The following is a 25,020-nucleotide window of genomic DNA, read 5'->3' as shown; positions in this document are numbered from 1 at the left end:
ACTGCATAGCTTTAAAGGCTTGTTACAAATTGACACTGGTGCCCTGCCGGGCCTGACTGCTATAAATCCTCCAATATGTATTTTCTTTTATAAAAATAATTTGGCCAGCTTTTTACATTAGCTTGCAGGAGGAAACCCAAACATGAAATTGGTTGGAGTATTGTTATTTTGTAGCGCGTTGTCCTTACACGCTTTGGCCAGAGACAATGATAAACCCGCTATTGAACGTGCGGTAAAAGACTATATTGAGTCTCAGCACAAAGTTCTGCCGGATATGATGGCCAGGGGGATTGATAAATCACTGGCCAAACGAACTTACTGGCGCTCTTCTAATGGTAACGAGTTTATCCTGGAGTCTAGTTATGAAGACATGGTTGATCTCGCCGCTCGCTACAATATAAATGGAGATAAATTCCCGGAATCCCCCAAAATGAACATAGAGATCTATGACATCGACAAACGAGTTGCCTCGGTAAAACTCACCACAGACGACTGGATTGATTTTATGCACCTGTATAAAAACGAAGAGGGAAACTGGAAGGTCATTAATGTGCTGTGGCAATTTAATGACACCACTAATCATGTGAGTAATTAAGGCTGGCAAAGTGTTCAGCGCTCCTGAACTGACCAAGTACAAAAACAGTACTCAATCAATTCTGGAGTTTCTGATACTGCACTGAACAGGCGTTTATCTGATTGATATTTAACTTTACAAATCGCTTGTATGTGCAGTGTTTCCTTGCAGAATTATCGCCAGCTTCGATGCCAATGCAGTGGCTTTGCTTTTGGCGTTTTGCAATGACTGTTCATGCCGATGATCAGCAAACTCCTGATACTCCGAAGCAATCTCGTAAATATCTGCCACGCCAAGATATTTGCTTAGCGTGCGCAAATGCGGCACCAGATGACCTGACGATTCGTTAACGCCCCCCTTTTCAAAGCCAAATTCGCCACTTGACGTAATGATCACTAAGGTTTTGCCCGATAACAGCGGTGCCAGTGGCTTTTCGCCACGGGCTAAGTCAAAGTCGAAGGTTTTATTTATTCGGATAACTTGGTCAAACCAGGCTTTTAACTGTGCCGGCATACCGTAATTATACATCGGCGCAGACATAACTATGAGATCAGCGCGCTCTACCTCGGCTATCAGTTCATCCGACAACGCGAGAGTTTGCAATTGCTGCCTGTCCCTTTTAGCCTCAGGAGTGAATACTGCCCCAATCCATTCCTGAGTAATGAAGTGCGGAGGGTTACTGCCAACATCACGATAGATATACTCATCTATCTCGATTTTCTTTATTAATTGATTAATAAACAGCTTTGCCAGCTTTTTAGATATTGAATCGTGCTCAGGATTAGCATTGGATACAGCTCTTACGCTTGAATCCACGTGCAATATAATACTCATTTTCATTACCTTTATTAGTTAACTCTGGCTGTTATTTTGAAGCGATTGAACATAGGTAACAAACGAGTAAAATGCACTTATAGATGACTTTAACTCATCCATTCTGAATATTATGATGACAGGAGAATGGCAATGCAGGTTTCTTTACCCGCTCTGAAAGCCTTTGATGCTGCAGCACGGCTCGGAAGTTTTAAGGCCGCTGCAACCGAATTATCGATTTCACCTACTGCGGTATCTCATCACATTTCAAACCTGGAACAGCGTTTAAGTGTGACGCTTTTTGAACGCACTGCAAGGAAGATAAAGCTCACCTCTGTAGGCTTGGAACTATCGGCTGCTACCGGTCATGGATTTCAAATCATTGACGCTGCCATCCAAAAAATAGCCCTAGCGGAAAAACATATTACAGTGTCTACGACCTCGTCATTTGCTGCGTTAGTGCTAATTCCATCGCTACAGGCGTTTTATAGCAGGTACCCCGATGTCCAGGTAAATATAACAAGTGGCGAAAGTATCGATACCCATAGCTACCATTTGCCGGTCAGGTTTGGTGAAACAGCCAAACAGAACGCAGATGATATTCTAAGTACGGAACGCTTTAACATGTTTTGTATTGCTCAGTCGGCCCCCCAATATGAGCAGGCCGAGCACCTAACCATTTACACGACTAACTGGAAGAATAGCGAACTGCCAAAAGTACCTCTTCAGGCCTGGCTTGAGCTTAATGGTTTACAGAATAAGCCTGTAACGGTCAGAACTTTTGATCAGGAGCTGTTTGGGATCCAACAGGCAATGCTAGAAAATGCGTTAGTGTTTTGTTCTACCACACTCGTGAATGGTTATGTTAAAGCCGGTGTGCTCAAAGCACTTAATACGAGAGCTGTTGATTCAGCGCTTTGCTATTACATTGCCGATAAGGCAAAACGTTGCGACCGACATAACGTTAAGTTTATTGAATGGCTGGAAAATCTCATCAATAATTGAGGACCACATGTAATCCCCAAAGATAATAGTCTAATTCTGAAAACCAAAAAACGGCCTTTCAGGGCCGTTTTTTGGTAATTTATATATTAGATTTAATTCACTACATAGTCGGCTTGCAATACGCCTGAACCGTAGTCGCCTCCTTTCCAACTAAGGTCATATAGACCATCAAAGTCTACAATTAACGCTCCGTCAGCAGGCAATGGATTACCGCGACTTGCGCCAACTAGTTTCTTTTCGACTTCTTTAGGAGTAAGAGTTGGATTAGATTGTAAAAGCATTGCAGCTATCGCAGATACATGTGGCGCAGCCATACTAGTGCCGGATAAGAAGTAATAATTGGTATTATCGGCAAAAGCTGATTTATACGGGCCTACAACATTACTACCGGGAGCAGAAACATCTAGATCTTTGTGCTTTTGTCCCAAAGCTTTTACTGGTCGGGAGCTGTAGTCAGCAAGATAATACTGAGTATTATTACCCAGTAGATCATTACTGTTGGTTTTCTCCGGGACATCTTCCTGCCAACGATTAGGCATTGCCAGCATCTGAGACCAACCAATAGCGCCTACAGACACTACTTGTGGCAATCCTCCAGGATACCCCATTCCGGCTTCCCCCTCATTACCCGCTGATGCGACCACTACAACATTCTTACTCAATGCGTAATCAATAGCATCCTCGATAATTGGCGAACGGCTTGCCCCACCCAAACTCATGTTAATAACAACTCTGCCATCAAGCTCTAGGTCCGCAACATATTTAATACCTGCGGAAATCATTTCATCCGTACCACCACTAAAGCCTTGCAGTCCCTCTGGGGTGTCAACGACCCATGCATCCAAGACTAAAACAGGAATAATCGTTACTTTTGGAGCAATGCCCTCAACCCAATAACTACCATTAACGCTAAATCCTGCTATGGTGCTGGTTACATGAGTACCATGACCACTCGCATAGTTCGACGCTATACCACGATCATCTCGTAGCGGTCCGAGAACGATGCCTCCAACTTCATTATCCCAATAGACATCATGACTAAAACCTTTCGCCAAGTCGTAGGCAATATTTGCATCAGAGAAAAAGAATGGAGCTTCAGGAAGAAGCCCTGTATCTAATACCGCTACATAAACGCCTTCACCGTCTGTTGTGATATTCTCAACGTTTACCATATCAGCATTGAAAGCTCTAACAATTGGTTGCCCTGTTGTTTCACTAAACCTACCTGTGTTAACCAGTTCCTGTAGCGCTTCTTCACTTACTTCTTGTGACTTCACCATATCAGGCTTGTACAGTGGTACATTCAGCTGTTCCTCTGCAACACTTTGATAGGGAAGAAAAATAGCCACACTTACTGCACATATGATGGAGGTTATTTTCCCCTTATATTTTGTCGTCATTATTAACTCCGTTTTCTTTAATTATTAATTGGTCGGTTCCGCCTCTTAATTTCCAAACTTAGCGGTGACATACTAACTGAAACTAAATTTTTAACTTCAGTTCTTAATAACATAATCTAATAGTCAAAGAACAACAAAGAACAATTTTCGAAAAAACTCGAGGTAATTCTGTCGGCTGCTTTGAGTTTAGCGCTACTTAAAGCGCTGTAAATCACGGTTGTATCGCTATGGACAACAAGAAAGTGCCTGTCCTATTTATTTCCGCTGCCTTTATCATAAGCTCCTGATTAGTTATTTCGACGCGCTAAAAGCATGCCGATAAATCCAAGTGACAATAGGGCTAATCCGGCTGGCGCTGGTGTAGGTACAACGTCATCCGTGATAGCGTCTGTATCGGTCATCATGCCATAGAGTCCAGGGGCATATGGATCTGAAAAACCATAAGCATAAATACTCTGATAATCTGTAGCAAAAGGGCGGCCAGCGCCGGAGCCATCGCCGTTATCCCCTTCGACCCCATCAAAAACGAATCCTGCGTCTCATATCGAAATAGAAATTGCGGGAATAAGAGGGAGCGCACCTTCTGTGCCGGAATAAAATTCCCATACCCCTACGAATACGCCAGGAAAATCGGTATTAGAACCAAATGAATCACCATCGAGAGTGAGTGTCCACCCGTCCGCCACCCGTCCGCTCAATCTACAAAGTGAACGCGATCTATCTGCACCACATTTCAGTGATCCTAGAGTCCAAGGCCGCCAAGTACCTGGCAAAAGCATGAATTTTTTGTCTTTGACTTATGACGACTCAGTAAGGGAACCGACTATCAAATAGCTACTTCACTGGCCGCTTTGTACACGTTAATAAAACCCTCAGTCTTGAACAACCACATCTGCCCATCAATCTCTGCGAAAAGTTGCGAGTGAGAAAGCATCTCCTTAGTTACAAACTCAATAGCCTGGTCGGTGTACATCACATGAGACATAAAATTCACCTCTGCTCCAAGTGTTTCACTCACCTCCGGGCTGGGAAGACATGCGGCCAACGTTTTTACCTTCTGTCCATTAATCCGAATGAATGAGTCAAATCGCTCATCACTCGTGGTTATTTCACATTCACCAGTTACCGTAAAAGAAAATGTTGCACCATAAGCTTTCGATTCAACAGCTACAGAACCATAACTAACCATTTTTCTCGTTTCCCGACTAAAGAATGTCGTCGTAGAAAGTGACCCGGTCTCCTTGAATGAAGATTGATTAGGTACTGCGTTTTCAAAATCAATGCGATTCATAACGCTATTGAGTAGCTGTTCCATTGCCGCACGGTCGTAATGCGATGTCGTTTTTTCTTGCTTGGTATTTGTGGTGGACTGGCACCCGCCGAAGGCTAACACTGGCGCCAAAATCACCATACTCGCTATTTTATTCATTTAACTCTCGTTGTTCGCTGCTGAAAATGAAAGTATATAGCGGATATTCTCGCTCTATTTCAACACGCTACCGCAATTTATGGCGTATTTGAGGAACGTTTGTTCACTACTTAACCGATAAGGCTGGTCGCAATAGCCCCCCGGTTTTATCTGCAATAAATACCCTCCGTATTGCTCTATCTTCAACAAGAAAGTGCCTGTTCTGTTTATTGCATGCTGTTTAATCTGTAAGAGATCCTGAAGAAAAAGCAAAATCAGCCAGACACTTTTTCCCACGTTAATACCCCGGAATTCACAGGCGCTCTGATGGTGACCTTATTGCCATCAATTTCGAGATAGCGCTCCTGTATCTGATCCTGCCAGGTTGGGTTCATACTCACGTCCATCTGATGTCTGACCATGGTATTTACCTCATCCACCGAGTATTTACCCGCATAGGCAATGTAACCTTCAGCGGCAGCCGCCATTTCTTCCGGGGTGCCTTCGTGCAGGTCGCCGCTTTGATAAACCGGCCGCCCACTCGCCATTAATTGTGCTGAAACATACCCATCGGCGGTGTATATCAGAAAACCGCGACAATCTTCCCCAAGAGGGAAATAGTCTGTGCCGTCATCGTTCTGCAACGTGTATTTAAGCAGGCACCAGGTGCCGATGAGTTGTTCTTTAAGTGACTTTGCCATGATTAGTCCTTTATTTCTTGGTGAAGAATCACGACAACAAGTTCCAGCCAGCCCCGTTAGCTACCAGAAAAAATAAAAGCGGAATAAGGCGTTATATGAGTTATGTTGTCGCTCAGTGAAACGGAATCGGTAGCAATGCTATCCTGCCAGCGGAACAATTATTGTACATCCGGTGGTAAGCTGTTTAGCCGATATTTGTCGATAGCTGCCCGGCTACGGGATATTACTCCTCATACAGCAACACTGCTTACCCAAAAGCAGTCATAGGCTGAAGCAGGATTTGAGTATTAAGCCTGCATCTACACACTTTTTTATTTTGCCGGATAAGGCTCGAGCAACTCATTTACTAATTTGGTGAGTGCTTCCTGGGCGGTGATTCTGTCGGCCGCTTTGAGTTCCGCACTCCCGGCAGCGCTGTAAATAAAGCTGCCGTTTTGAATAATATCGATATGCAAATTCTGATACTGACTAACTTGCTCACCCACCGGCACCTTAAAAATACTGCCCAGTGAAATCCCGCCGACACGCCCTAAAAGTCCGGTTCCCACGCCAATATTCAGCGATGAACCGCCTTCTTTGTGAGCCGTAGAAGGTAAAAAAGCAACCTTAATATCAGCCTTGTCTTTAGTCTCCGGCCTTAATCCTTTGCGCTGCATAATACTGGTAATAGCAGTTATCAGATGAGACTCGATAGTTTCGTTCAGGGAATTTAGCGGCGGCTCCACATAAAATGTATTAATGGCCGTAAAATTAACGCCTTCAGCAAACTTAACCTGTGGGGAATGACTCGCACAACCGTTTAAGGCCAGGGCAATAAAGAAAGCCAGTAAGAAAACCAGGTGGCCTGACTTTACCACTTTAACTAAGCGCATGATTGTATCCATACTATTTCTTGGTTTTTACGGGAAAAGGCAGTGGTTGGGATCGCTTTTTATTACGAATATCCCAACTTTGATAAACCACGCGCTAAAAAGTAATCGTTTTAGCGTGAGTGGCAATTTCCGCCCGCCAGCCTTTAGCGGCAAGCGCCGATTTTAAAGCCTGCTTGGCAGTGTCTTCTCCGTGTACCAGATACAGTCTCGGCTTGGGGTTTTCAAAATGGCTGAACCAGTCTATTAGCTGCGACTGACTGGCATGGGCCGAAAATCCGCCCAGCGTATGAATTTGCGCTTTTACGGCAATATCTTCACCGGCCATACGAATATGAGTGGCGCCATCCACTAAAATTCGCCCCGGCGTGCCAACCGCCTGGTACCCCACAAAAATCACGTGTGACTGACTACGCCATAAATTGTGTTTAAGGTGGTGGCGAATGCGCCCCCCATTGCACATGCCGCTACCGGCAATAATAATGGCTCCGCTGGCTATTCGGTTTACCGCGATGGATTCTTCTGTGGTAACAGCGTAGCGTAGGGTAGGTAAAAAGGAGTGCAGGCTTTTCTGGTTAGGATCGCGGGTATGACTGTGTTGCTCGATGGCCTGCTTATCCTGCTGGTTATAAACATTTTGGTAGCGGTGATATATCTCGGTTACTGCGATAGCCATAGGACTGTCCAGGCACACCAGTTGCTGCGGCAATTTCCCCTGTTGATAGAGTTCACCCAACCGAAAAATAATCTCCTGGGTGCGCCCCACCGCAAAAGACGGAATTAAAATATTGCCGCCATTTTGAGAAGCCCGGGTAATTACGTCTTCAAATTCGTCGAGGGTTTCTTCCATAGAGCGATGTTCGCGGTCGCCATAAGTGGATTCCATAAGTACAACGTCCGCATCGGCAACCGCCGCCGGATCGCGCAGTAATGCCGCCTGAGAATTGCCCAAATCGCCAGAGAACACCAGCTTATGTGGCCGCCCGGCTTCCATCGCCGTTAATTGCACAACAGAAGAGCCCAGAATATGCCCGGCCTCACGTAAAGTGATACTGATATCCGGCGCAATCTCCATAGTGGTGTTGTAGTCGAGTCCATGGCAAAGCTTAAGCGTTTCTTCCACATCGTCAAGGTTGTACAGTGGTGTAAGTTCAGCTTTACCAGCTCTACGCCGTCGCTTGTTTTCCCATTCCACATCGCGCATTTGTAAAGACGCCGCATCTTTTAACAACACATCAATTAAGTCCTGGGTCGCCGACGTCATGTAAATTGGCCCCTGATACCCATCCTTAACCAACAGCGGTAACCGGCCAGAATGATCCAGATGCGCGTGAGAGAGCACAACCGCATCAATTTCACTTATCGAAAACGGGAAAGGATCGTCGTTGTGGGCTTCTTCATCCCGTCCCCCCTGGTAAAGCCCGCAGTCGAGTAAAATCCGGCACGAACCGGACTCAACCAGATGCATAGAGCCGGTGACACCGTCAACCGCACCATAAAAAGTGACCGTTGCCATAAATTATTCTCCTGTCTTTCCGGCCATTACCGGGGTCAATAAAGCCGCCAGCGTGTTAAGCCGGGTAGCTGCTTTGTGCCAGGTTTTAGCGGTATGCCATGCCTCGTGCAAACTATCTACCGCTACCGACATGTGTGACACTTCAATATGGTGCAACGTACCCGCCAGAATAAGCTGGTCTTTAATCTCGTCTTTCAGACGCAGCAGTTCTTCCTGAGTAAGCGGCGTATCACTTACCACCATATTGGCCGTTTGCCGCATATACTCGAGCACCTTAACAAGATAGCCCTGCAAGGCCTCCTCAAGTTCAGGCTCTTTAAGTTTTTCGCGGTTAGTCCAGTGGCTGGCCAGTAAGTCGCTGGCCAGAGCACAATCATACAAATAACCTTCTATGCGCATCATGGTTGCCAGTTGTGCGGTGGTTTCTTCATTAAGCGCCGCGGTTTCAAGCTCAACAATAAAGCGGGACACCTGCTGAGTAAGCGACTTGATCACATTAGACTGCTGATGAAAGTGACGAATATCATGCTGGCTGGAATCAATCGCTGACGCAAAGAGATTGATCACCCGCTTTTGCAAACCTATCAATTCGTTGAGTAAAGCGTTGGTAGCCAGCGCCGGGGTTTGGGCAATATTTTTATCGATATAGCGTGGATTAGATTCAGTTTCTTCCCAACTGGTAAAACGCTTTTCCAGCCAATCTGCCAGCTTGCCAATAAAGGGATAAACCAGCACCAGTCCCAGCAAATTGAACAAAGTATGAAATAACGCGAGCGACATGGCCGTGTCAGCGTTCAGATGCAACAGTTTGCTTAACGACGTAATAATGTAAAACAGGACAGGCAGGATAAGCAGCGCCACAACGGCGGTTATCAGATTAAACAATACCTGCGCCGCTGCTGCCCGTTTAGCGGGCGATGTGGCCCCGATTGCGGCAAAGGCGGCGGTTGAGGTAGTGCCAATATTTGCCCCGATGATCATCGCACCGGCAGCATACATCTCCAGCATACCACTGGCGGCAGCTGTAATTGTGATAGCAATCGACGCACTGGAGGACTGGGTAAGAATGGTGATCACAATGCCAATCACTAAGTACAGCAGAATACCACTCATCCCCTGGCCACTAAGCTGGCTTATCGAGAAGGTTTGGGTAATGCCTTCAAAAGCGTCTTTGAGGACATCAAGGCCAATAAAAAATAAGCCAAAACCCACAATTGCCTGGCCAATGGCAGACGCCCTGCCCTGCTGCTGAGAAAGCTTTAAAATCATGCCAATCCCCACCATGGGTAGCGCAAAGCCGGCGATATTAAGATTAAAGCCTAAAATTGCCACCAGCCAGCCGGTCATGGTGGTACCAATGTTGGCGCCCAGAATAATGCCCAGTACCTGGCGCATATTCAGCAAACCGGCATTAACAAAACCCAAAGAGGCAACCGTGACCGCACCAGAAGATTGCACTATAGCCGTCATCAGAAAACCACTAAAAATGCCACGCGCGGGGGTCCTGGTCCAGCTCGCCAGAATGTGCCGCAAGCTTGAGCCTGCTGCCGCCTTGAGGCCATCGGTCATTAACCCTATAGCCAGAATAAATAACCCCAGTCCGCCTAAGCCAGCACCGACAACACCTATTACTTCGCTCATAACACCCTGAAGAAGGAAAGACACAGTCACATTATTATCGTGCCACGCAATAAAGCCGCTGTATCAGATCAATAATTATTATTAACTGAATGAATTCTAGTCGCTGAAAGCCAAATAACCCATAAACAAAAAGCAAAAGCCTGCTTAGCGCGATAGAAAAGAGAAAGGGAGTGAGAACGAGGCGACAATCCCGCCGCCTCTTTTTACGCTTAATTAACGGTTACGGCCGTACTGTTCGTGAGAAGACACCCAGTCGGAGCTTGATATGGCTGATGCCAGGGAGATTTCGCCTGCCAGTGCTACCGCGCCCACGATTTCGGCAAACTTATACACTTTGTCACGCCCATAACAGCCCAGCAATTCCAGACACTCGCGCTGAGTACCAATACCGGTACCACCGCCATAGGTAGCCACAATCAGCGATGGAATGGTAAGTGAAATATACAAATCCCCTTCATCGGTGAGTTCGGAATACATAATACCGGCGGAGGATTCAGACACGTTAGCCACGTCCTGCCCGGTAGCAATAAACATAGCGGTAATACCGTTAGGTGAATGTAAGCCAGTGTTATTAACGCCAGATAAAAACGAACCAACGCCAGCCACGCGGCCATGGTAGTCAATCTGTTTAGGATCAACGCGCATCACCGACAGTAAGTGCTCACGTTTTATGGTCGCTTCGGCAATTACCCGCTTACCACGGGTACGCATAATATTAATCTGCGAGGCTTTCTTGTCCGTTGCAAAGTTAGATTCTAAATAAAAGTTTTCAATCCCCTCATAGTGATCGAGGATCCAGCCACAGGCGGCAAAGGTGGCGCGTCCAACCATGTTCTGACCTGCTGCATCACCGGTGCGGTAGTTAAAACGCAGGAAGGCAAATTTGGTCGACAAAAAACTGTCGATGTAAGTGAGTTTGGCAATCGACGAGGTCGCTTCGGCTTCTTCGCGGATTTTGTCGATATTCGCATTCACCCAGGCCACAAAATCCCGTGCGCCGCGGGCATCAGAAAACACAAATACCGGCGCGCGCTGCATGGCATCATCCACCACGGTGGATTTAATCCCACCACTCATATTCAGCAATTTCATGCCGCGATTATACGAGGCCACCAGCGTCCCTTCGGTGGTGGCCATCGGGATCATAAAGTCCCCTTTTGCATGCTCACCGTCAATGGTCACCGGGCCAGCCATGCCAATGGGTACCTGGGCCACGCCAATAAAGTGTTCGATGTTGCCGCGCAGGGTTTTAGGATCAATCGAGTATTGCCCTACATGATGGATATTGGCCCCGGAAAAGTCTTCAAAAAAGCGCTGCCGCTTTTGTATAATTTCCGGTGAGTAATCATCGTGAGGGTCACGCGGAATATGGCCCTGTTTCAGACTTGGCGCCGACACGTTATCTTCTACACTAAACTTTAATTTACCGAAGGGCGATGCGCGAAATACCAGTTCCAGAGTATGCTTTTCAGGGCTAACCGGTAACGATTTATTCAGGTAAACCGTAATAACCTGCTTAAGCTCAAACGGCACCTCACCATTTTCGTTAATATCAGCCATCGACATTATTTGTTCAGGCCCCACTTGCAGGGTAATCGCCTCTGGTGAGATTTCCTCGCCATTAATAGAAATACTATCAACCTGTTTAAGCACCGCATCCTTAAGACGATTTTTCAGCATAAACTGTAAACCGTCTTCGGTTTGGGTCAGGCTACCATGGGTGTACAACTGGCGAAGTAAAATACTGGGTATAAACATAACAACGGCTTCCTTGGCAAAACGTATTTCTAGTGTAGAGCTTTATGAGGTAACCACAATATATTAACAATTGGTATTAGGAAAGGCGCTCAGCCAGTCTGTTTGACTTATCACAACTGATAGACCAGTCGATTTAGCAGGTACACATTTAGGACACGGGCTGCAAATATGGGACATTATTTTTCTGCCGTCCCCTTGTAGGCCACGCCAGGCCTGACATCCGCAACGGGCACATCAGTACTCCCTTAAAGTTGATTCATCTTCAACAGCAGGAAGGGACGCCATGCAAAGTCAAACTTTATTCCGCCAACAGGCCGTCGTTTCACAGCAGCAAAGAATAGACGGTACCATTTTACTCAAACCTAAATTACCTACGCTGGGTATAACCCTGTGTTTGGTTTGCTGGCTAATTGCTGTAGTCGGCTGGCTGATTTCCGGACGTTATACCTATACCCAAACGGTCAGTGGCTGGCTGGAGCCTGCGCAGGGTATTACTCACGTTTACTCGCCATCGGCCGGAGCCATTGTAAGTGAGCTACTGGTGGCCGACAACGAGGTCGTCAGCAAAGGGACACCACTACTCAGACTCTCCCGCGATGCCATGTTTAATGATAACCAAAGCATTAATCGTGCATTGATTACAGAATTGTCTAACCAGATTGAACGCCTGCAACACCAGTATAATCTAACCGAGCAGGGGTTCGTTACGCAGCAGCAACGCCTGCACAAAAACGCTTTGAGGCTCACAGCAGAGCGCGAGCGACTTGCCGAAATGAGAACGCTGCTCAACGACAAAATGACCCTGCTGGATAAGCAAATCCAAACGCTCAGCCGTTTAGCTGAACAAGGATTTTACAGCCAGCATCAGCTACAAACGCTCGAAACACAAAAAATTGATGAGACATACCAGCGTCAGCATCTCGAGCGCGAGTGGATTGCCCTTCTGCAAACCATTGAGGATAATCAACTGGAACAAGACGCGGCAGAAAACAACCATCACCTGGCATTATTGAATCTGGAAAACCAGATCAGCGAGTTACAAAAAAGCCTGGACCAACAGCACAGTCAGCAAGAGCTGCTGATTACTGCCCCCACTGATGGCCGGGTCACCAATTTGCTGACTCACTCCGGTCAGTTTACGCAGCCGAATGTACCTTTACTGTCCTTAATGCCGCAAAACGAAAGCGTTACCGCAAAATTGCTGGTGCCGGTTGCGGCGGCGGGGCAAATCGCCCCCGGCCAACGGATAGCCATACGCTACGATGCATTCCCCTATACCCAGTTTGGTACCTATGACGCTGAAATAATCTCAATGTCAGAGCATTTATTGCTGCCGCAGGAGGTAGCGCAAACACCTATATCTATCAATATGCCCGTTTATCTGGCCAGAGCAACCCTGAGCACAATGCAAATTGAGCACCTCAATCAGCAGATTTCGCTACGGGCGGGCATGACTTTTGTCGCCGAAATTGCCATTCGCGAGCGCAACTTACTGGAATGGCTGTTTGAGCCACTGTTCGAGCTGAAAGGAGGCCTACTATGAATCCTTCACTCACTTTTAAACTACCATTGCAATTATCCTGGCGTCGCTCGACACCGCAGGTTCTGCAAGCAGAGAGTGCAGAATGCGGGCTGGCCTGCATTGCCATGATAGCAGGCTATCATGGTCTCAATGTCGACCTCGCTCAACTGCGCAGTCAGCGCGCCTTTAGCCAGCAAGGGGCAAACCTGAAACAACTGATTGATTTTGCCCACACGCTTAATCTTAACAGCCGGGCGCTGAAACTGGAGCCTCAGGACATGAATGCGTTGCAACTGCCCTGTATTTTGCACTGGAACATGCAGCACTTTGTGGTGCTCACCAGAGTTACCCGTCGGGGCATCGAAATTCAGGATCCCGCCGCCGGTAAACGCCGGCTCAACTGGCAACAAGTCAATGATGCCTTTACCGGCATCGCGCTGGAGCTGCAACCCGCCTCCGACTTTACCCGAGCGGATTTACGACAGCCCTTAAAAATTGGCCAGCTTTGGCAACGCATTGTAGGAATTAAGCGTTCACTCATCGTAATATTTGTGTTGTCACTGCTGTTACAGTGCTTCGCGCTGGCATCCCCCTACTACATGCAGCTGGTGATCGACTCAGTCATCGTCAACAATGATGCGCCGTTACTTAATGTGCTGTTTCTTGGCTTTTTGCTGCTCATTATTGTGGAAAGTATTACCAATCTCACCCGGCAAGTAGCGGGCATTGCCATGTCCAGCCACCTGGCACAGCAACTGTCGGTCAATGTATTTACCCACCTTATCCGTTTACCTTTCAGCTATTTTTCGCAGCGTCACATCGGTGATCTGGTAGCCCGGTTTGGCAGTTTGCAGGACGTCCGGCAGTTTATCAGCCAGGGTATCGTGGCCATCATTCTCGATAGCCTTATCATGCTCTGCACCCTGGTTTTGATGGCGTTGTACAGTGTAAAACTGGTCTGTGTGGTACTGGCGTTTTCGGTTGTTTTTTTAATATTGCGGCTGTTATTACTGGCTCCTATTCAGCGTTTACAGCAAGAAAAAATCGCCTGCGCCGCTAAAGAGAACACCCACTTTATCGAGACCATTCGCGGCATTCAGTCCATTCGTATGCTCAGGCTGGAATCCTTCCGTTTACATGGCTGGCAACACTTGCTAACCGATACACTTAACCGCGACATTCAGTTACGGCGCTGGGAACTGGGGTTTAATATTGTCCATATATTTTTGTTTGGAATGGAAAACCTGCTGGTAGTGTATCTGGCCGCCACACTTGTTATGGAGCAGGCGTTTACGGTTGGCATGCTCTACGCCTTTACCAGCTACAAAAACCGCTTTAATACCTCGGTTAATGGCTTGCTTGAGCAGTTGATACAGTGGCGGATGCTGCGAGTGCATCTGGACAGACTTGCCGATATCATTAATACACCAGTGGCGGTTAGCTCACTGGCTCATCCATCGTCCTGCGTGGCAGAACGCCCAACCATCGCCCATCAGGTAACACTTCAACAGCTGAGTTTTGCTTATCAGGGTCAGCCACCGCTGTTTGACAACATCAACCTGAACGTCGCAGCCGGGCAGCTGATTGTGATCACCGGCGCCAGCGGCAGCGGTAAAACCAGTCTGGCCAAATGCCTCACCGGTTTATTGCCCGCATCTTCGGGGCAAATACTTATCGATGGCAACCCGTTAAACAACCGCGATCCCAATCAGCGCATCAGCGCGGTTATGCAGGACGATATCAGTTTGTCTGGCTCTATTATCAACAATGTCAGCGGCTTTCAGCAGCACATTGACATGCCACGCCTGATTGAATGCTGCAAGCTGGCTTGTCTGCATGACACCATTGCTACACTGCCAATGCAGTACTACACCCTTTTGCAAGAGGGTGGCAGTAATCTGAGCGGAGGGCAGCGTCAGCGGCTGTTTCTGGCCCGCGCCTTATATCAGCGCCCGGCCTTGTTATTGTTGGACGAAGCCAGCAGCCATCTCGATGTAAAAAGCGAACAACTCATTAATCACCACCTTTCCCGCTTGCCCATGACCCGGATTGTGATTGCGCACCGGCGGGAAACTATCCAAATGGCCCATCAACGGTATCACCTGGCAGGCGGCCGGTTGACGGAAGTAGCTATTAATTTTACGCCTGATTTACTAACCCCCACTCAACAAGGAGATCATCATGTTTGATCAAGAGTTATTACACCCTGAGCATCTGGAGCAGTTGTCTAAGCGTGAACTTCAGGTGGCGCATAAGATTATCGAAGGCTTACCCAATAAAACCATTGCATCGCAATTGTTTATCAGTGAGCGAACGGTGAAGTTTCATTGCGCTAATATTTACCGCAAACTGGAAATTCGTAACCGGGCAGCATTAATGGCAAGGTATTTCAGAACGCTGTATACCCAAATTCCAACGGTGTAAGCCGGAATGGATGAAGCGAAACATGGCCGGTACGAACGTACCGGCCGGTTTGTTTTCTTACAGGATAAAGCGGCTTAAGTCTTCGTTATCCACTAAGGTTTCCAGGTGCTGATTCACGTAGTCGGCATCAATGGTATAGACCTCACCCTGCTTTTCAGAAGCGTCGAAGGAGATATCCTCCATCAACCGTTCCAGCACAGTGTGCAGGCGGCGGGCGCCGATGTTCTCGGTTTTCTCATTAACCTGCCAGGCTGCTTCGGCAATTCGCTGAATACCGCTTTCGGCAAACTCAACGGTTACGCCTTCGGTTTTCATCAGTTCAATGTACTGCTCAGTCAGCGATGCATTTGGCTCGGTCAGAATGCGTTTAAAGTCTTCTACCTTCAGCGCCGACAGTTCCACGCGAATTGGCAGACGGCCCTGCAGTTCCGGGATCAGATCCGACGGTTTGCTCATCTGGAAGGCTCCAGAGGCCACAAACAGGATATGGTCGGTTTTGATCATGCCGTGTTTGGTAGACACTGTTGAACCTTCTACCAATGGCAGCAGGTCGCGTTGAACACCTTCACGGGAGACATCTGCAGAAGTGGTGCCTTCACGCTTACAAATCTTATCGATTTCGTCGATAAACACGATACCGTGTTGTTCAACCGCTTCCAGTGCCTTTTCTTTAAGATCTTCTTTGTTGACCAGACGCGCAGCTTCTTCTTCCACCAGCACCTTCATGGCATCTCTGATGCGCATTTTCTTTTTCTTCTTCTGCGAACCAGAAGAAGACAGGTTTTCGAACATGCCCTGTAGCTGATTGGTCATTTCTTCCATCCCCGGCGGGGCCATGATCTCTACGCCAATCTGTTGCTGCGCCACATCGATTTCGATTTCTTTGTCATCCAGTGAGCCTTCACGCAGTTTTTTACGGAAAGACTGACGGGTACCGCGATCTTCAGTGCGCTCTTTTTCGCCCCAGGCATTTTCCGGCGGCGGGATCAGAATATCCAGAATACGCTCTTCCGCGGCTTCTTCAGCGCGGTAGCGCACCTTTTCCATTTCCTGCTCTTTGGTCATTTTTACGGCGATATCAGCCAGGTCGCGGATAATGGTTTCGACTTCCTTACCCACATAGCCAACTTCAGTAAATTTAGTTGCTTCTACCTTAATAAAAGGCGCATTGGCTAACTTGGCCAGGCGGCGGGCAATTTCGGTTTTACCCACACCCGTCGGGCCAATCATCAGAATGTTTTTCGGGGTCACTTCCTGGCGCAGCTCTGGTTTAAGCTGCATACGGCGCCAGCGGTTTCTAAGAGCAATGGCAACGGCGCGCTTGGCACCCTGCTGGCCAATGATATGGCGGTCCAGCTCGTGGACTATTTCTCTTGGTGTCATTTCAGACATAATTAATCCTTATGTGGGACTGACTCTGGTCAGCAAGGCAGCGGCATTAAACGCCACTGCAAACACAATTTAATCCGGCTCAACTCGCAATTAATAATCGAGCACTTCAACCGTTTGATTATGGTTGGTAAATACGCATATGTCGGCAGCAATCGATAAACTCTGGGTAGCAATATCGTGCGCTGAAAGCTCAGTATTATTCAGTAGTGCGGTCGCCGCAGCCTGGGCATAGTTACCACCAGAGCCAATAGCGATTAAGTCCTGCTCGGGCTGCACTACATCACCATTACCGGTAATAATAAGCGAGGCGGTTTCGTCGGCCACGGCCAGCAGCGCTTCGAGGCGTCTTAACATACGGTCGGTGCGCCAGTCTTTTGCCAGCTCAACGGCGGCTTTGGTTAAATGGCCCTGATGCAATTCCAGCTTGGCTTCAAAACGCTCAAACAGCGTGAAGGCATCGGCCGTACCACCGGCAAATCCGGCTAATACTTTATTTTTGTACAGGCGGCGAACTTTACGGGCATTGCCTTTCATTACGGTATTGCCTAAAGACACCTGGCCATCACCGGCCATTACAACCTGATTATCTCGTCTGACTGATACTATTGTAGTCACGTTTACTCCACTGTAGTGGTTTGGCACAGCGCAGTTAAAGCCCGCCGTGCATGGACAATGATAAGAAAGTGGGGGGGCGTTGGCGGTTTTTCAAGACTTAAAAATGGAATAAAAAAAGCCGGCGATTGCCGGCTCCTGAGCATTATTAACGGTTATAAATTCCAGAACCAAATCTGACAAGTGGTGATGTTGACCTTGCGCAGCGCATGTTTAGCCCGTTCGGCATCCCGCTTGGCATCATATGGCCCCAGAATCACGCGGAACCACTCACCGTTATCGCCATCGCTGTGGCGAATTTGTGCTTCAAAGCCCTGAAACGCAATTTTAGCGCGCATTTCATCGGCCTGAGCGCGAGTGCGGAACGAGGCGCACTGCATCAGGTAACGTTTATCCGATTTTTCCTGCTCGGCAACTTCCACTTCCACTTCGTAACCCGGCAGCGTTTTAATGTACTCCCACTCTTCCTCAGGAAGCTCGGGGAGTTCATCTTCTATCGGCGCAGGTTCAACCGTTAACGGCTGGGCCGTTTCCGGATCGGCATTGTCTTTAATTGACCATAAAAACCAGGCAAAACCCAATAACAACGCCACCACAACAGCTACGGTTACCCACGGCACGGTGACCTGGGGTTCCTGCTGATTGCGGCCGCGCTTTGCCGCACCTTTGTTTGTCGTTTTCTTCGTATTTTTCTTTTGTGGCGCACGCCCACGAGAAACGTAATCGCGTTGAGACATAATGCTGTTTCGATTTCCCTGAGTGGATGATAGTTATTATTTACTGCAGGCAGTGTACCTGCTCTTAGTAAAAAATGCTGCCCTAAAGTGTGGTTAAACCTGAAAGTTTACACTGCCAGGAATACCACTAACTTAAATCTACCGGATCGATGTCCAGACTCCAGCGTACTTTATTGGCCAGCGGTAAGGATTCCACCTCTTTAAGGTGGTGTTTAAGCCAGCTGTGTAAGGCACCGCGCTGCGGGCATTGCAGCACCAGCATAAAGCGAAAACGCCCCTGACGCTTTTCAATCAGGCAGGGCAGCGGTCCGATAAAGCCGCCTTTAGCAGCATTAACACTGGGCCGGTAACAGTCCCTGACCTGTTGCAAAAAATTGAGTGCCAGCCCGGCCTCATTAGCCTCAGCACGGAAGATAGCCTGACTGCTATAAGGCGGCAGTAACGCCAGCTTGCGTTCCTGTAGTGCCTGACGGGCAAAATGGGCAAAGCCGTTGTTAATCAGATCCTGCAATAAGGGATGGCCCGGATTATCGGTTTGCAGCCACATTTCACCGGGCTTATTGGCTCGCCCGGCCCGCCCGGCTAATTGTGTTATCAGCTGAGCCAGTTTTTCTGCCGCGCGGAAATCCGCAGAAAATAACGCACCGTCACAGTCGAGTACCACCACCAGCGTAACATGGGGGAAATGATGCCCTTTGGAGAGGATCTGCGTACCCACCAGCAACTGATATTTACGGGCATTAATTTCGTCCAGCCGGGTGATCAGTTTGTCCTTTCCTTTTACTGCATCGCTGTCGATACGCACCTGCTTTACGTCAGGAAATAATGTGCCCAGACCATGTTCGAGCTGCTCAGTGCCAATCCCCGATGTTTGCAGGTCGTGACTATGACATTCGCCGCACTGCTCCGGCAAACGCCGGCTGGCGCCGCAGTGGTGGCATTGCAGTCGTCCCTGGGATTTATGGTAGGTGAAAGGACGTTCGCAGCTTTTGCAATCTACGGTCTGGCCACAGTGATGGCAGATTACCGCAGGCGCAAAGCCGCGCCGGTTTAAAAACACCAGTACCTGATTGCCCTGCTGCAAATGGCTGCGCATGATACTAACCAGCCCCTGGGCGATGCCCGCATGTAACGGCTGATCGCGTGAGTCGAGAACTTTTAGCTGGGTATGGCTGGCACCACCGGCACGCTGGCTCAGGGTTAAATGGGTATAGCGTTTGTTCAACGCGTTGTTCAGGCTTTCCAGTGAAGGCGTTGCGCTGCCTAAAATCAGCGGTACGTTTTCGCTGTGGGCTCGTTTTACTGCCAGGTCGCGAGCGTGATAGCGTAAGCCATCCTGCTGCTTAAACGACTCATCATGTTCTTCGTCTACAATGATCATCCCCGGGCGTTTAAGCGGCGTAAAAATAGCCGATCGGGTGCCTATAATAATGCCGAGTTCGCCGCGTCTGGCCTGCTGCCACACATTGAGTCGGGCCAGGTCGGTCATTTGTGAATGCAGCACACCCACGGTAATACCAAAACGGCGCTCAAAGCGCCCTACCGTTTGCGGCGTCAGGCCGATTTCCGGCACCAGGATCAACACTTGCTTCCCCTGCTTCAGCACCGGCTCGATTACCTGCAAATACACTTCGGTTTTACCGCTACCGGTAACGCCATCCAGTAAATAAGGCACAAAGTGATGCGCCTGCTGGTTAATTGCCGCGATAGCAACGCCCTGCTCTGTGGACGCGGTTGGCGGGGTTTGTTGCAAGGTAAAGGATGACCAGTCAGCACTGGCCTTATGGGCAATGGTGGTTGCCGTGATTAACGCTTTTTCCTCAAGCGCTTTGAGCACTGCAGAGGAAAAACGGGATTTAACCTCTTCCTGAGCCATGGGACCAGAGGCCAGCAACGCAATACATTCGAGCTGTTTCTTACCCTTTAGCGTTTTGCTAAGCGCTTCCTGCTCACCGGCTTCAGTTAACGTATACGCCGGGCTTTTATCGCTCAGCGGCGACCCTTTGCGCAGCCGGGAAGGCATGACAGTAGCCCAGACTTCACCAACAGGGTGATGATAATAACTCGCCAGCCAGTCGGTGAGACTCAGTAAGGTTCTATCGAACAGCGGTTGCTCGTCGAGCACTTCGCTGACCGGCTTTAATGCGGGCGTCGAGTCATCGGCCCCTGGCGGATCGTCATAGCTTGCCGTTACCACACCAATTAGCTGACGCCGCCCAAAAGGCACACTCACCCGCACACCAGCAGCCAGCTTTGACTCGCAGGTATAACTAAAGGTTTGTCGCAGAGGGACCGGAACGGCTACATCAATGACTGGCATACGCGGCGTAATAAAATAAGGGTATTAAAAAAGAGAAATCACCTTCATTTATCCTATCATGAGCTGACTCGCCCCGTGATAATAAACTTTATAAATAATCACCTTATCATTTTAGTCTGCATATCAGTTGCATTTGCCACTTTCGTACCGTTAGTAATGAACAAATAGGTTTCACAATAGTCATAATGATATGAGAAGGAACTTCAGAGTTAGCCTGTTGATGAAGCAGGCAGCGATCACAACGCATTGGAAGCTAGCGAAACCGGTGCTGTGGTGGACGACATGTTTTGTCAGGGTTCTTAACGCTATCTTTGCCACGCCTGACCTGTCGTTAATTAAAGTGGCTAAGAAAACCCTTGATTGATTAATCGACATCCATTAATATGCGCCGCTCTAAAAAGCGGGTAAGCTTTTTCCCGTATTGAATATAGTCACGTATGGTGGCCAACTTCGGGTTGGTTAGCGATGCGGCCTTATTTTGAGGTAATCCAATGAAACAAGATATCCATCCAAAATACGAAGAAATTACTGCTAACTGTTCTTGCGGTAACGTAATCAAAGTTCGTTCAACACTGGGTAAAGACATCAACCTGGACGTATGTTCAGCTTGTCACCCTTTCTACACTGGTAAGCAACGTAACGTTGACACCGGTGGTCGTGTTGACCGCTTCAATAAGCGTTTTGGCGCACTGGGCAAAAAATAAGCCCTATATTGAAGAAACAGCCTTGAAGAGAAAGCGCCCATGCGGCGCTTTTTTTGTGCCTGTTTTCCAGTTTCTATCACTTTGTTAATTGATTGGGTTAATGGTAAAACCATTTTCCATAAATAAAACAAATTGTGATTATTTCTTCCTCGGCGTGGCGATTGATGACGGATCGCGTTATGTTAGATATCATTAACAAGTTTGTAAGGTACTATCGATTTTTCAGTTGATAGTTATCATACCAACGGACATACGCTGTGATACAGTTCGCCTATAATAACAATAACCTAGCGACTGCTAAGCAAGATAAAAATTACAGGACTTACAAAAATGTCAGATTTTCGCCAACGTGCCCTCGACTACCACGCAAAACCTACGCCGGGTAAGATCCGCGTAGAACTATCCAAACCGGCAGAAACGGTTGATGATCTTGCTCTGGCTTACAGCCCGGGTGTGGCAGAACCCTGCCGTGAGATCGCAGAAGCTCCCAACGCCGCCTATACCTATACGGGTAAGGGCAACATGGTTGCGGTTATCAGTAACGGTACTGCTATCCTGGGTTTGGGTAACTTAGGCCCACTGGCGTCCAAGCCGGTAATGGAAGGTAAAGCGTTACTGTTTAAGCGTTTTGCTGGTCTGGATTCTATCGATATCGAAGTTAAACACCGCACCACCGAAGAGTTTATCAATACGGTAGCTAACATCGCCGACACCTTTGGTGGTATTAACCTTGAAGATATCAAAGCACCCGAGTGTTTCGAGATCGAGCAGGAGTTGATTAAGCGCTGTAAGATCCCGGTTTTCCACGACGATCAGCACGGTACCGCTATTGTAACCGCTGCCGGTATGCTTAATGCGCTGGAGATACAGGGTAAGAATATCGGCGATGCTAAAATTGTCTGTATGGGTGCCGGCGCCGCTGCGGTTGCCTGTATGGAGCTGTTGATTAAATGTGGTGCACAGCGTGAACGCATTTATATGCTCGACCGTAAAGGGGTAATTCATACCCGTCGTGACGACCTGACTCCGCACAAAATGCTGTTTGCCAATAACACCGACAAGCGCTCGCTGGAAGATGTTATGGAAGGTGCGGATATTTTTGTTGGTGTATCCGGCCCGGATTTATTGCCACCGGAAGCGTTAGAGCTGATGGCGCCCAATCCTATTGTATTTGCCTGCTCTAACCCGGATCCGGAAATCAAGCCCGAAGTAGCACTGGCGGTTCGTTCTGATTTGATTATGGCTACCGGTCGTTCTGATTACCCGAATCAGGTAAATAACGTACTGTGCTTCCCGTTTATTTTTCGTGGTGCACTGGATGTTCGGGCGACAGCCATTAACGATGAAATGAAAGTGGCGGCAGTAGAAGCATTACGCTCGATATCTAAAGAGCCAGTACCAGAATCTGTGCTTAAAGCCAGTAAAACAGACAGCCTGACTTTTGGTAAAGACTACATTATTCCTAAACCAATGGACCCACGCCTGTGCGCTCGAATCGCCAAGGCAGTGGCACAAGCCGCTATCGATTCTGGTGTTGCCCGTCTGGAGGTTATTCCTGACTACCAGTAACGGCTATGGTTTGCTGATACGAATGCCATCCTCCAGGATGGCATTTTTGTTTGAGCAGTACTCAGGCTTCGCGCAACTGGCTTGGAGTAAGCCCGGTCCAGCGCTTTACTGCCCGACGGAAATTAGTCAGGTCACTAAAGGCCATTTTTAGCGCACTTTGCTCGTTATTGAGTTTTTGTACCTGCAGGTAATATATGGCTTGCTGACGGCGAATATCATCGTGCAACAGACTGAAGGTGGTGTCGTGCTCAGCCAGCTTTCGTTTTAGCGACGCCGGGCTTAAACCCAGCACCCGAGCAATGTCAGGCAACGTAGAACTAGCTGAGCGTCGCAGATGAAAGCGCACGGCATCCAACAGCGTCAGGCGGTATTCGCGCTGTTCCAGAAAACGCTGCAGAGCAAACTGTTTAAACGCTCGATTGTGTTGAATACAGGGCGTTTTAAGTGCTTGCCGACTTACCCGGATGGTAAAGAAGGGCTGATCAAAGGCAATTCTAAAGCCCAGCCCTTCTTCGTATTCCTGGATGTGTCTGGGCCGTGCAAACGGAAAAGTAAAATGAAATGCCAGTCGCTTACCGGTGCAATGACGCGCCAGTGCCACCAGCGCAGCACAATACGCTTCGGCCATGAACCGGAACTGTTTTCCACTGCCCATGGCATCCTGCAGCACCAGTAACACGTCGTCGCCATCTTCATAGCGATAAGCCGAAACAAAAGGACATAACCGGGTCTGAAAAGACGCCAGCCCGCGCAGGCATTCAGCAAAGTCCCGGGCATGGGTAAAATAGGGTAACGCATCATTAACGAAAGCCGAAACCAGGTGATGGCCAAACTGAAAAGCCAGGTCGAAGCCTTTACTGTGCTGCGCAGCATTCACCGCTAATCGCTGCAGCTGAATACAGCTTAGCGCTTTTGCAGTCACTAAGTCTTCGCTAAATATACCCGTTCCGCGCAGTAGCTTATTTTCATCAGCACCACGGGCCACAGCTACCTGCACCAGGCTGCGGGCAAGCTGTCTGGCTGGCAGGGATTTATCCGTACGGGTAAGCAACTGGTTATGCGGCATCAGGCAACCTGTTGAGAAGACTCATCAAGCTGGCGATTCAGCCCACAGAGCATTTCAGCCAGCGTGACCTGTTGTTGTAACTGCCCGCACACACTGCGTACTGAATGGAAAATTGCTGTTGTCTGACCGCCACTCTTAAAAGCAACGTTACGTACGCTGCACTCTAATTGTTTGGCAAACTCCTCAGCCTGGCCAGCGCCAATTTCAGGCATCAGGATAACAAAACGATCGCCGGCGTAGCGGCAGGCCAAATCCACAGCACGCAGATTCATTACGATCAGTTGCGATATTTCGCGTAAGAAACGGTCGCCTTCGGCATGGCCGTAGCGTAGGTTAAACTCCGAGAAGTCATTAATATCCAGTACTACCACGGCTGCTTCCACACCCTGCTCTTGCAGTTCCATTGCGCGGGCCCGCCAATAATCGGCACGATATAACTGGGTGATCACATCGATTTGATCGTGGGCGCGATACCACATCTCACGGCGCTGCAGTTGCTTGTTTAAAGCCAGTTGTTCCTGGTGCCAGAAATACAGGGCCACACTCATTACCACCATGCCCACGGCAGCCGGAATCGACTCCACGACGCTCAGCCAGTGCACTGCATCACTGTAAAAAGTAAATTCGTCAAACACATCTAACAGTGCTGAGAAATTAAAAAAGCTCAGGCCTGCCACCAGCAAACCGGTCACCTTACCCGGCGGACGGCTCATCATAACAGCGGTTATCCAGCACAATGTCAGCAGGCAAACACTGCCCTCGCCAATGACATCCAGCCATTCCACATCAGCCATATCCTTTAACTGACCATTACTAATACAAAGTGTCACCGCCAGACCAAAAACCAGCATGACAAATGCCAGTAGTCCCCGGTGCCGTGTTAATAAACTAAAATCCATACTCTTACCTGTTTGCTGTTAACCGCAGTCATTATTGTTAATTTGTTTGCGAATAAGCATAGGGGTCATTCTGGCTCAGTAATATGACAC

21 protein-coding genes are annotated in these 25,020 nt (G+C 48.3%); 7 read left to right on the top strand and 14 right to left on the bottom strand.

The features are described 5' to 3' along the window. Positions 1–142 precede the first annotated feature (142 nt). Positions 143–595, top strand: coding sequence for a nuclear transport factor 2 family protein (locus BFC17_RS11250; RefSeq protein ID WP_070176583.1), 453 nt, complete (start codon positions 143–145; stop codon positions 593–595). Between the two features lie 114 nt (positions 596–709). On the opposite strand, the gene BFC17_RS11245 is transcribed toward BFC17_RS11250, so the two are convergent. Continuing rightward, the gene (locus BFC17_RS11245; RefSeq protein WP_070176582.1) at positions 710–1,408 is read right to left on the bottom strand and encodes an FMN-dependent NADH-azoreductase; all 699 of its coding nucleotides are present in this window, start codon (positions 1,406–1,408) and stop codon (positions 710–712) included. Between the two features lie 132 nt (positions 1,409–1,540). On the opposite strand from BFC17_RS11245, the gene BFC17_RS11240 reads away from it, so the two are divergent. After that, positions 1,541–2,392 carry a LysR family transcriptional regulator gene (locus BFC17_RS11240; protein WP_070176581.1) on the top strand — a complete coding sequence of 284 codons (852 nt, stop codon included), beginning with the start codon at positions 1,541–1,543 and terminating at the stop codon, positions 2,390–2,392. 92 nt (positions 2,393–2,484) lie between these two features. Here BFC17_RS11240 and BFC17_RS11235 read toward each other — a convergent pair whose 3' ends face one another. The 7 genes from BFC17_RS11235 to BFC17_RS11200 all read right to left on the bottom strand — a co-directional run bounded on the left by BFC17_RS11235 (position 2,485) and on the right by BFC17_RS11200 (position 11,685). Beyond that, positions 2,485–3,792 (bottom strand): S8 family peptidase, encoded by a 1,308-nt coding sequence (locus BFC17_RS11235; protein WP_070176580.1) that lies wholly within the window; start codon positions 3,790–3,792, stop codon positions 2,485–2,487. An 826-nt stretch (positions 3,793–4,618) separates the two neighbouring features. Further along, positions 4,619–5,221, bottom strand: a complete 603-nt coding sequence (locus tag BFC17_RS11230) for a hypothetical protein (protein ID WP_070176579.1) — start codon at positions 5,219–5,221, stop codon at positions 4,619–4,621. Positions 5,222–5,475: 254 nt separating this feature from the next. After that, positions 5,476–5,901, bottom strand: a complete 426-nt coding sequence (locus BFC17_RS11220; protein ID WP_070176577.1) for a lipocalin-like domain-containing protein — start codon at positions 5,899–5,901, stop codon at positions 5,476–5,478. Positions 5,902–6,212: 311 nt separating this feature from the next. Beyond that, the gene (locus BFC17_RS11215; RefSeq protein WP_070176576.1) at positions 6,213–6,785 is read right to left on the bottom strand and encodes a DUF4136 domain-containing protein; all 573 of its coding nucleotides are present in this window, start codon (positions 6,783–6,785) and stop codon (positions 6,213–6,215) included. An 82-nt stretch (positions 6,786–6,867) separates the two neighbouring features. Continuing rightward, positions 6,868–8,286: an MBL fold metallo-hydrolase RNA specificity domain-containing protein gene (locus BFC17_RS11210; RefSeq protein WP_070176575.1), complete on the bottom strand. Its 1,419-nt coding sequence runs from the start codon at positions 8,284–8,286 to the stop codon at positions 6,868–6,870. A 3-nt stretch (positions 8,287–8,289) separates the two neighbouring features. Next, entirely contained in the window at positions 8,290–9,927 is a 1,638-nt protein-coding gene (locus BFC17_RS11205) for a Na/Pi cotransporter family protein (RefSeq protein WP_070176574.1), read from the bottom strand. Between the two features lie 213 nt (positions 9,928–10,140). Continuing rightward, on the bottom strand, positions 10,141–11,685 hold the full coding sequence (locus BFC17_RS11200) for a hydroxymethylglutaryl-CoA reductase (protein ID WP_070176573.1): 1,545 nt from the start codon (positions 11,683–11,685) through the stop codon (positions 10,141–10,143). 283 nt (positions 11,686–11,968) lie between these two features. On the opposite strand from BFC17_RS11200, the gene BFC17_RS11195 reads away from it, so the two are divergent. From BFC17_RS11195 to BFC17_RS11185, 3 genes are read left to right on the top strand one after another with little or no spacing between them, the layout of a single operon-like run. Beyond that, on the top strand, positions 11,969–13,228 hold the full coding sequence (locus BFC17_RS11195) for an HlyD family secretion protein (protein ID WP_070176572.1): 1,260 nt from the start codon (positions 11,969–11,971) through the stop codon (positions 13,226–13,228). After that, positions 13,225–15,396: a peptidase domain-containing ABC transporter gene (locus tag BFC17_RS11190; protein WP_070176571.1), complete on the top strand. Its 2,172-nt coding sequence runs from the start codon at positions 13,225–13,227 to the stop codon at positions 15,394–15,396. The genes BFC17_RS11195 and BFC17_RS11190 overlap by 4 nt, the downstream gene beginning before the upstream one ends. Next, a complete protein-coding gene (locus BFC17_RS11185) occupies positions 15,389–15,631 on the top strand; it encodes a helix-turn-helix domain-containing protein (RefSeq protein WP_070176570.1) in 243 nt (80 codons plus the stop codon). Before BFC17_RS11190 ends, BFC17_RS11185 begins: the two co-directional genes overlap by 8 nt. A gap of 57 nt (positions 15,632–15,688) precedes the next feature. Here the strand turns inward: BFC17_RS11185 and hslU are convergent, their stop codons facing one another. The 4 genes from hslU to priA all read right to left on the bottom strand — a co-directional run bounded on the left by hslU (position 15,689) and on the right by priA (position 20,692). After that, complete coding sequence (hslU, locus tag BFC17_RS11180) at positions 15,689–17,023, bottom strand: ATP-dependent protease ATPase subunit HslU (protein ID WP_070176569.1); 1,335 nt, start codon at positions 17,021–17,023, stop codon at positions 15,689–15,691. Between the two features lie 90 nt (positions 17,024–17,113). After that, positions 17,114–17,638 carry an ATP-dependent protease subunit HslV gene (gene hslV / locus BFC17_RS11175; RefSeq protein ID WP_070176568.1) on the bottom strand — a complete coding sequence of 175 codons (525 nt, stop codon included), beginning with the start codon at positions 17,636–17,638 and terminating at the stop codon, positions 17,114–17,116. A gap of 152 nt (positions 17,639–17,790) precedes the next feature. Further along, the gene (locus BFC17_RS11170) at positions 17,791–18,372 is read right to left on the bottom strand and encodes an SPOR domain-containing protein (protein ID WP_070176567.1); all 582 of its coding nucleotides are present in this window, start codon (positions 18,370–18,372) and stop codon (positions 17,791–17,793) included. A 127-nt stretch (positions 18,373–18,499) separates the two neighbouring features. Then, positions 18,500–20,692, bottom strand: a complete 2,193-nt coding sequence (gene priA, locus BFC17_RS11165) for a primosomal protein N' (RefSeq protein WP_070176566.1) — start codon at positions 20,690–20,692, stop codon at positions 18,500–18,502. Positions 20,693–21,183: 491 nt separating this feature from the next. On the opposite strand from priA, the gene rpmE reads away from it, so the two are divergent. After that, the gene (gene rpmE / locus BFC17_RS11160) at positions 21,184–21,396 is read left to right on the top strand and encodes a 50S ribosomal protein L31 (RefSeq protein ID WP_070176565.1); all 213 of its coding nucleotides are present in this window, start codon (positions 21,184–21,186) and stop codon (positions 21,394–21,396) included. A gap of 330 nt (positions 21,397–21,726) precedes the next feature. Continuing rightward, complete coding sequence (locus BFC17_RS11155; protein ID WP_070176564.1) at positions 21,727–22,965, top strand: malic enzyme-like NAD(P)-binding protein; 1,239 nt, start codon at positions 21,727–21,729, stop codon at positions 22,963–22,965. Between the two features lie 61 nt (positions 22,966–23,026). Here BFC17_RS11155 and BFC17_RS11150 read toward each other — a convergent pair whose 3' ends face one another. Both BFC17_RS11150 and BFC17_RS11145 read right to left on the bottom strand, forming a co-directional pair. Further along, positions 23,027–24,031 (bottom strand): AraC family transcriptional regulator, encoded by a 1,005-nt coding sequence (locus BFC17_RS11150; RefSeq protein ID WP_070176563.1) that lies wholly within the window; start codon positions 24,029–24,031, stop codon positions 23,027–23,029. Then, complete coding sequence (locus BFC17_RS11145) at positions 24,031–24,930, bottom strand: GGDEF domain-containing protein (RefSeq protein WP_070176562.1); 900 nt, start codon at positions 24,928–24,930, stop codon at positions 24,031–24,033. The genes BFC17_RS11150 and BFC17_RS11145 overlap by 1 nt, the downstream gene beginning before the upstream one ends. Between the last annotated feature and the right edge of the window lie 90 nt (positions 24,931–25,020).

The organism is Marisediminitalea lipolytica, from assembly GCF_001758465.1.
In the GTDB taxonomy this organism is placed as follows: Bacteria; Pseudomonadota; Gammaproteobacteria; order Enterobacterales; family Alteromonadaceae; genus Alteromonas; species Alteromonas lipolytica.
This window is presented reverse-complemented; position numbering and strand designations above follow the sequence as displayed.

Excerpts from the sequence above, each read along its gene's own strand:
- BFC17_RS11250 (WP_070176583.1), top strand. The coding sequence starts at position 143 with ATGAAATTGGTTGGAGTATTGTTATTTTGTAGCGCGTTGTCCTTACAC.
- BFC17_RS11245 (WP_070176582.1), bottom strand. The coding sequence starts at position 1,408 with ATGAGTATTATATTGCACGTGGATTCAAGCGTAAGAGCTGTATCCAAT.
- BFC17_RS11240 (WP_070176581.1), top strand. The coding sequence starts at position 1,541 with ATGCAGGTTTCTTTACCCGCTCTGAAAGCCTTTGATGCTGCAGCACGG.
- BFC17_RS11235 (WP_070176580.1), bottom strand. The coding sequence starts at position 3,792 with ATGACGACAAAATATAAGGGGAAAATAACCTCCATCATATGTGCAGTA.
- BFC17_RS11230 (WP_070176579.1), bottom strand. The coding sequence starts at position 5,221 with ATGAATAAAATAGCGAGTATGGTGATTTTGGCGCCAGTGTTAGCCTTC.
- BFC17_RS11220 (WP_070176577.1), bottom strand. The coding sequence starts at position 5,901 with ATGGCAAAGTCACTTAAAGAACAACTCATCGGCACCTGGTGCCTGCTT.
- BFC17_RS11215 (WP_070176576.1), bottom strand. The coding sequence starts at position 6,785 with ATGGATACAATCATGCGCTTAGTTAAAGTGGTAAAGTCAGGCCACCTG.
- BFC17_RS11210 (WP_070176575.1), bottom strand. The coding sequence starts at position 8,286 with ATGGCAACGGTCACTTTTTATGGTGCGGTTGACGGTGTCACCGGCTCT.
- BFC17_RS11205 (WP_070176574.1), bottom strand. The coding sequence starts at position 9,927 with ATGAGCGAAGTAATAGGTGTTGTCGGTGCTGGCTTAGGCGGACTGGGG.
- BFC17_RS11200 (WP_070176573.1), bottom strand. The coding sequence starts at position 11,685 with ATGTTTATACCCAGTATTTTACTTCGCCAGTTGTACACCCATGGTAGC.
- BFC17_RS11195 (WP_070176572.1), top strand. The coding sequence starts at position 11,969 with ATGCAAAGTCAAACTTTATTCCGCCAACAGGCCGTCGTTTCACAGCAG.
- BFC17_RS11190 (WP_070176571.1), top strand. The coding sequence starts at position 13,225 with ATGAATCCTTCACTCACTTTTAAACTACCATTGCAATTATCCTGGCGT.
- BFC17_RS11185 (WP_070176570.1), top strand. The coding sequence starts at position 15,389 with ATGTTTGATCAAGAGTTATTACACCCTGAGCATCTGGAGCAGTTGTCT.
- hslU (WP_070176569.1), bottom strand. The coding sequence starts at position 17,023 with ATGTCTGAAATGACACCAAGAGAAATAGTCCACGAGCTGGACCGCCAT.
- BFC17_RS11170 (WP_070176567.1), bottom strand. The coding sequence starts at position 18,372 with ATGTCTCAACGCGATTACGTTTCTCGTGGGCGTGCGCCACAAAAGAAA.
- priA (WP_070176566.1), bottom strand. The coding sequence starts at position 20,692 with ATGCCAGTCATTGATGTAGCCGTTCCGGTCCCTCTGCGACAAACCTTT.
- rpmE (WP_070176565.1), top strand. The coding sequence starts at position 21,184 with ATGAAACAAGATATCCATCCAAAATACGAAGAAATTACTGCTAACTGT.
- BFC17_RS11155 (WP_070176564.1), top strand. The coding sequence starts at position 21,727 with ATGTCAGATTTTCGCCAACGTGCCCTCGACTACCACGCAAAACCTACG.
- BFC17_RS11150 (WP_070176563.1), bottom strand. The coding sequence starts at position 24,031 with ATGCCGCATAACCAGTTGCTTACCCGTACGGATAAATCCCTGCCAGCC.
- BFC17_RS11145 (WP_070176562.1), bottom strand. The coding sequence starts at position 24,930 with ATGGATTTTAGTTTATTAACACGGCACCGGGGACTACTGGCATTTGTC.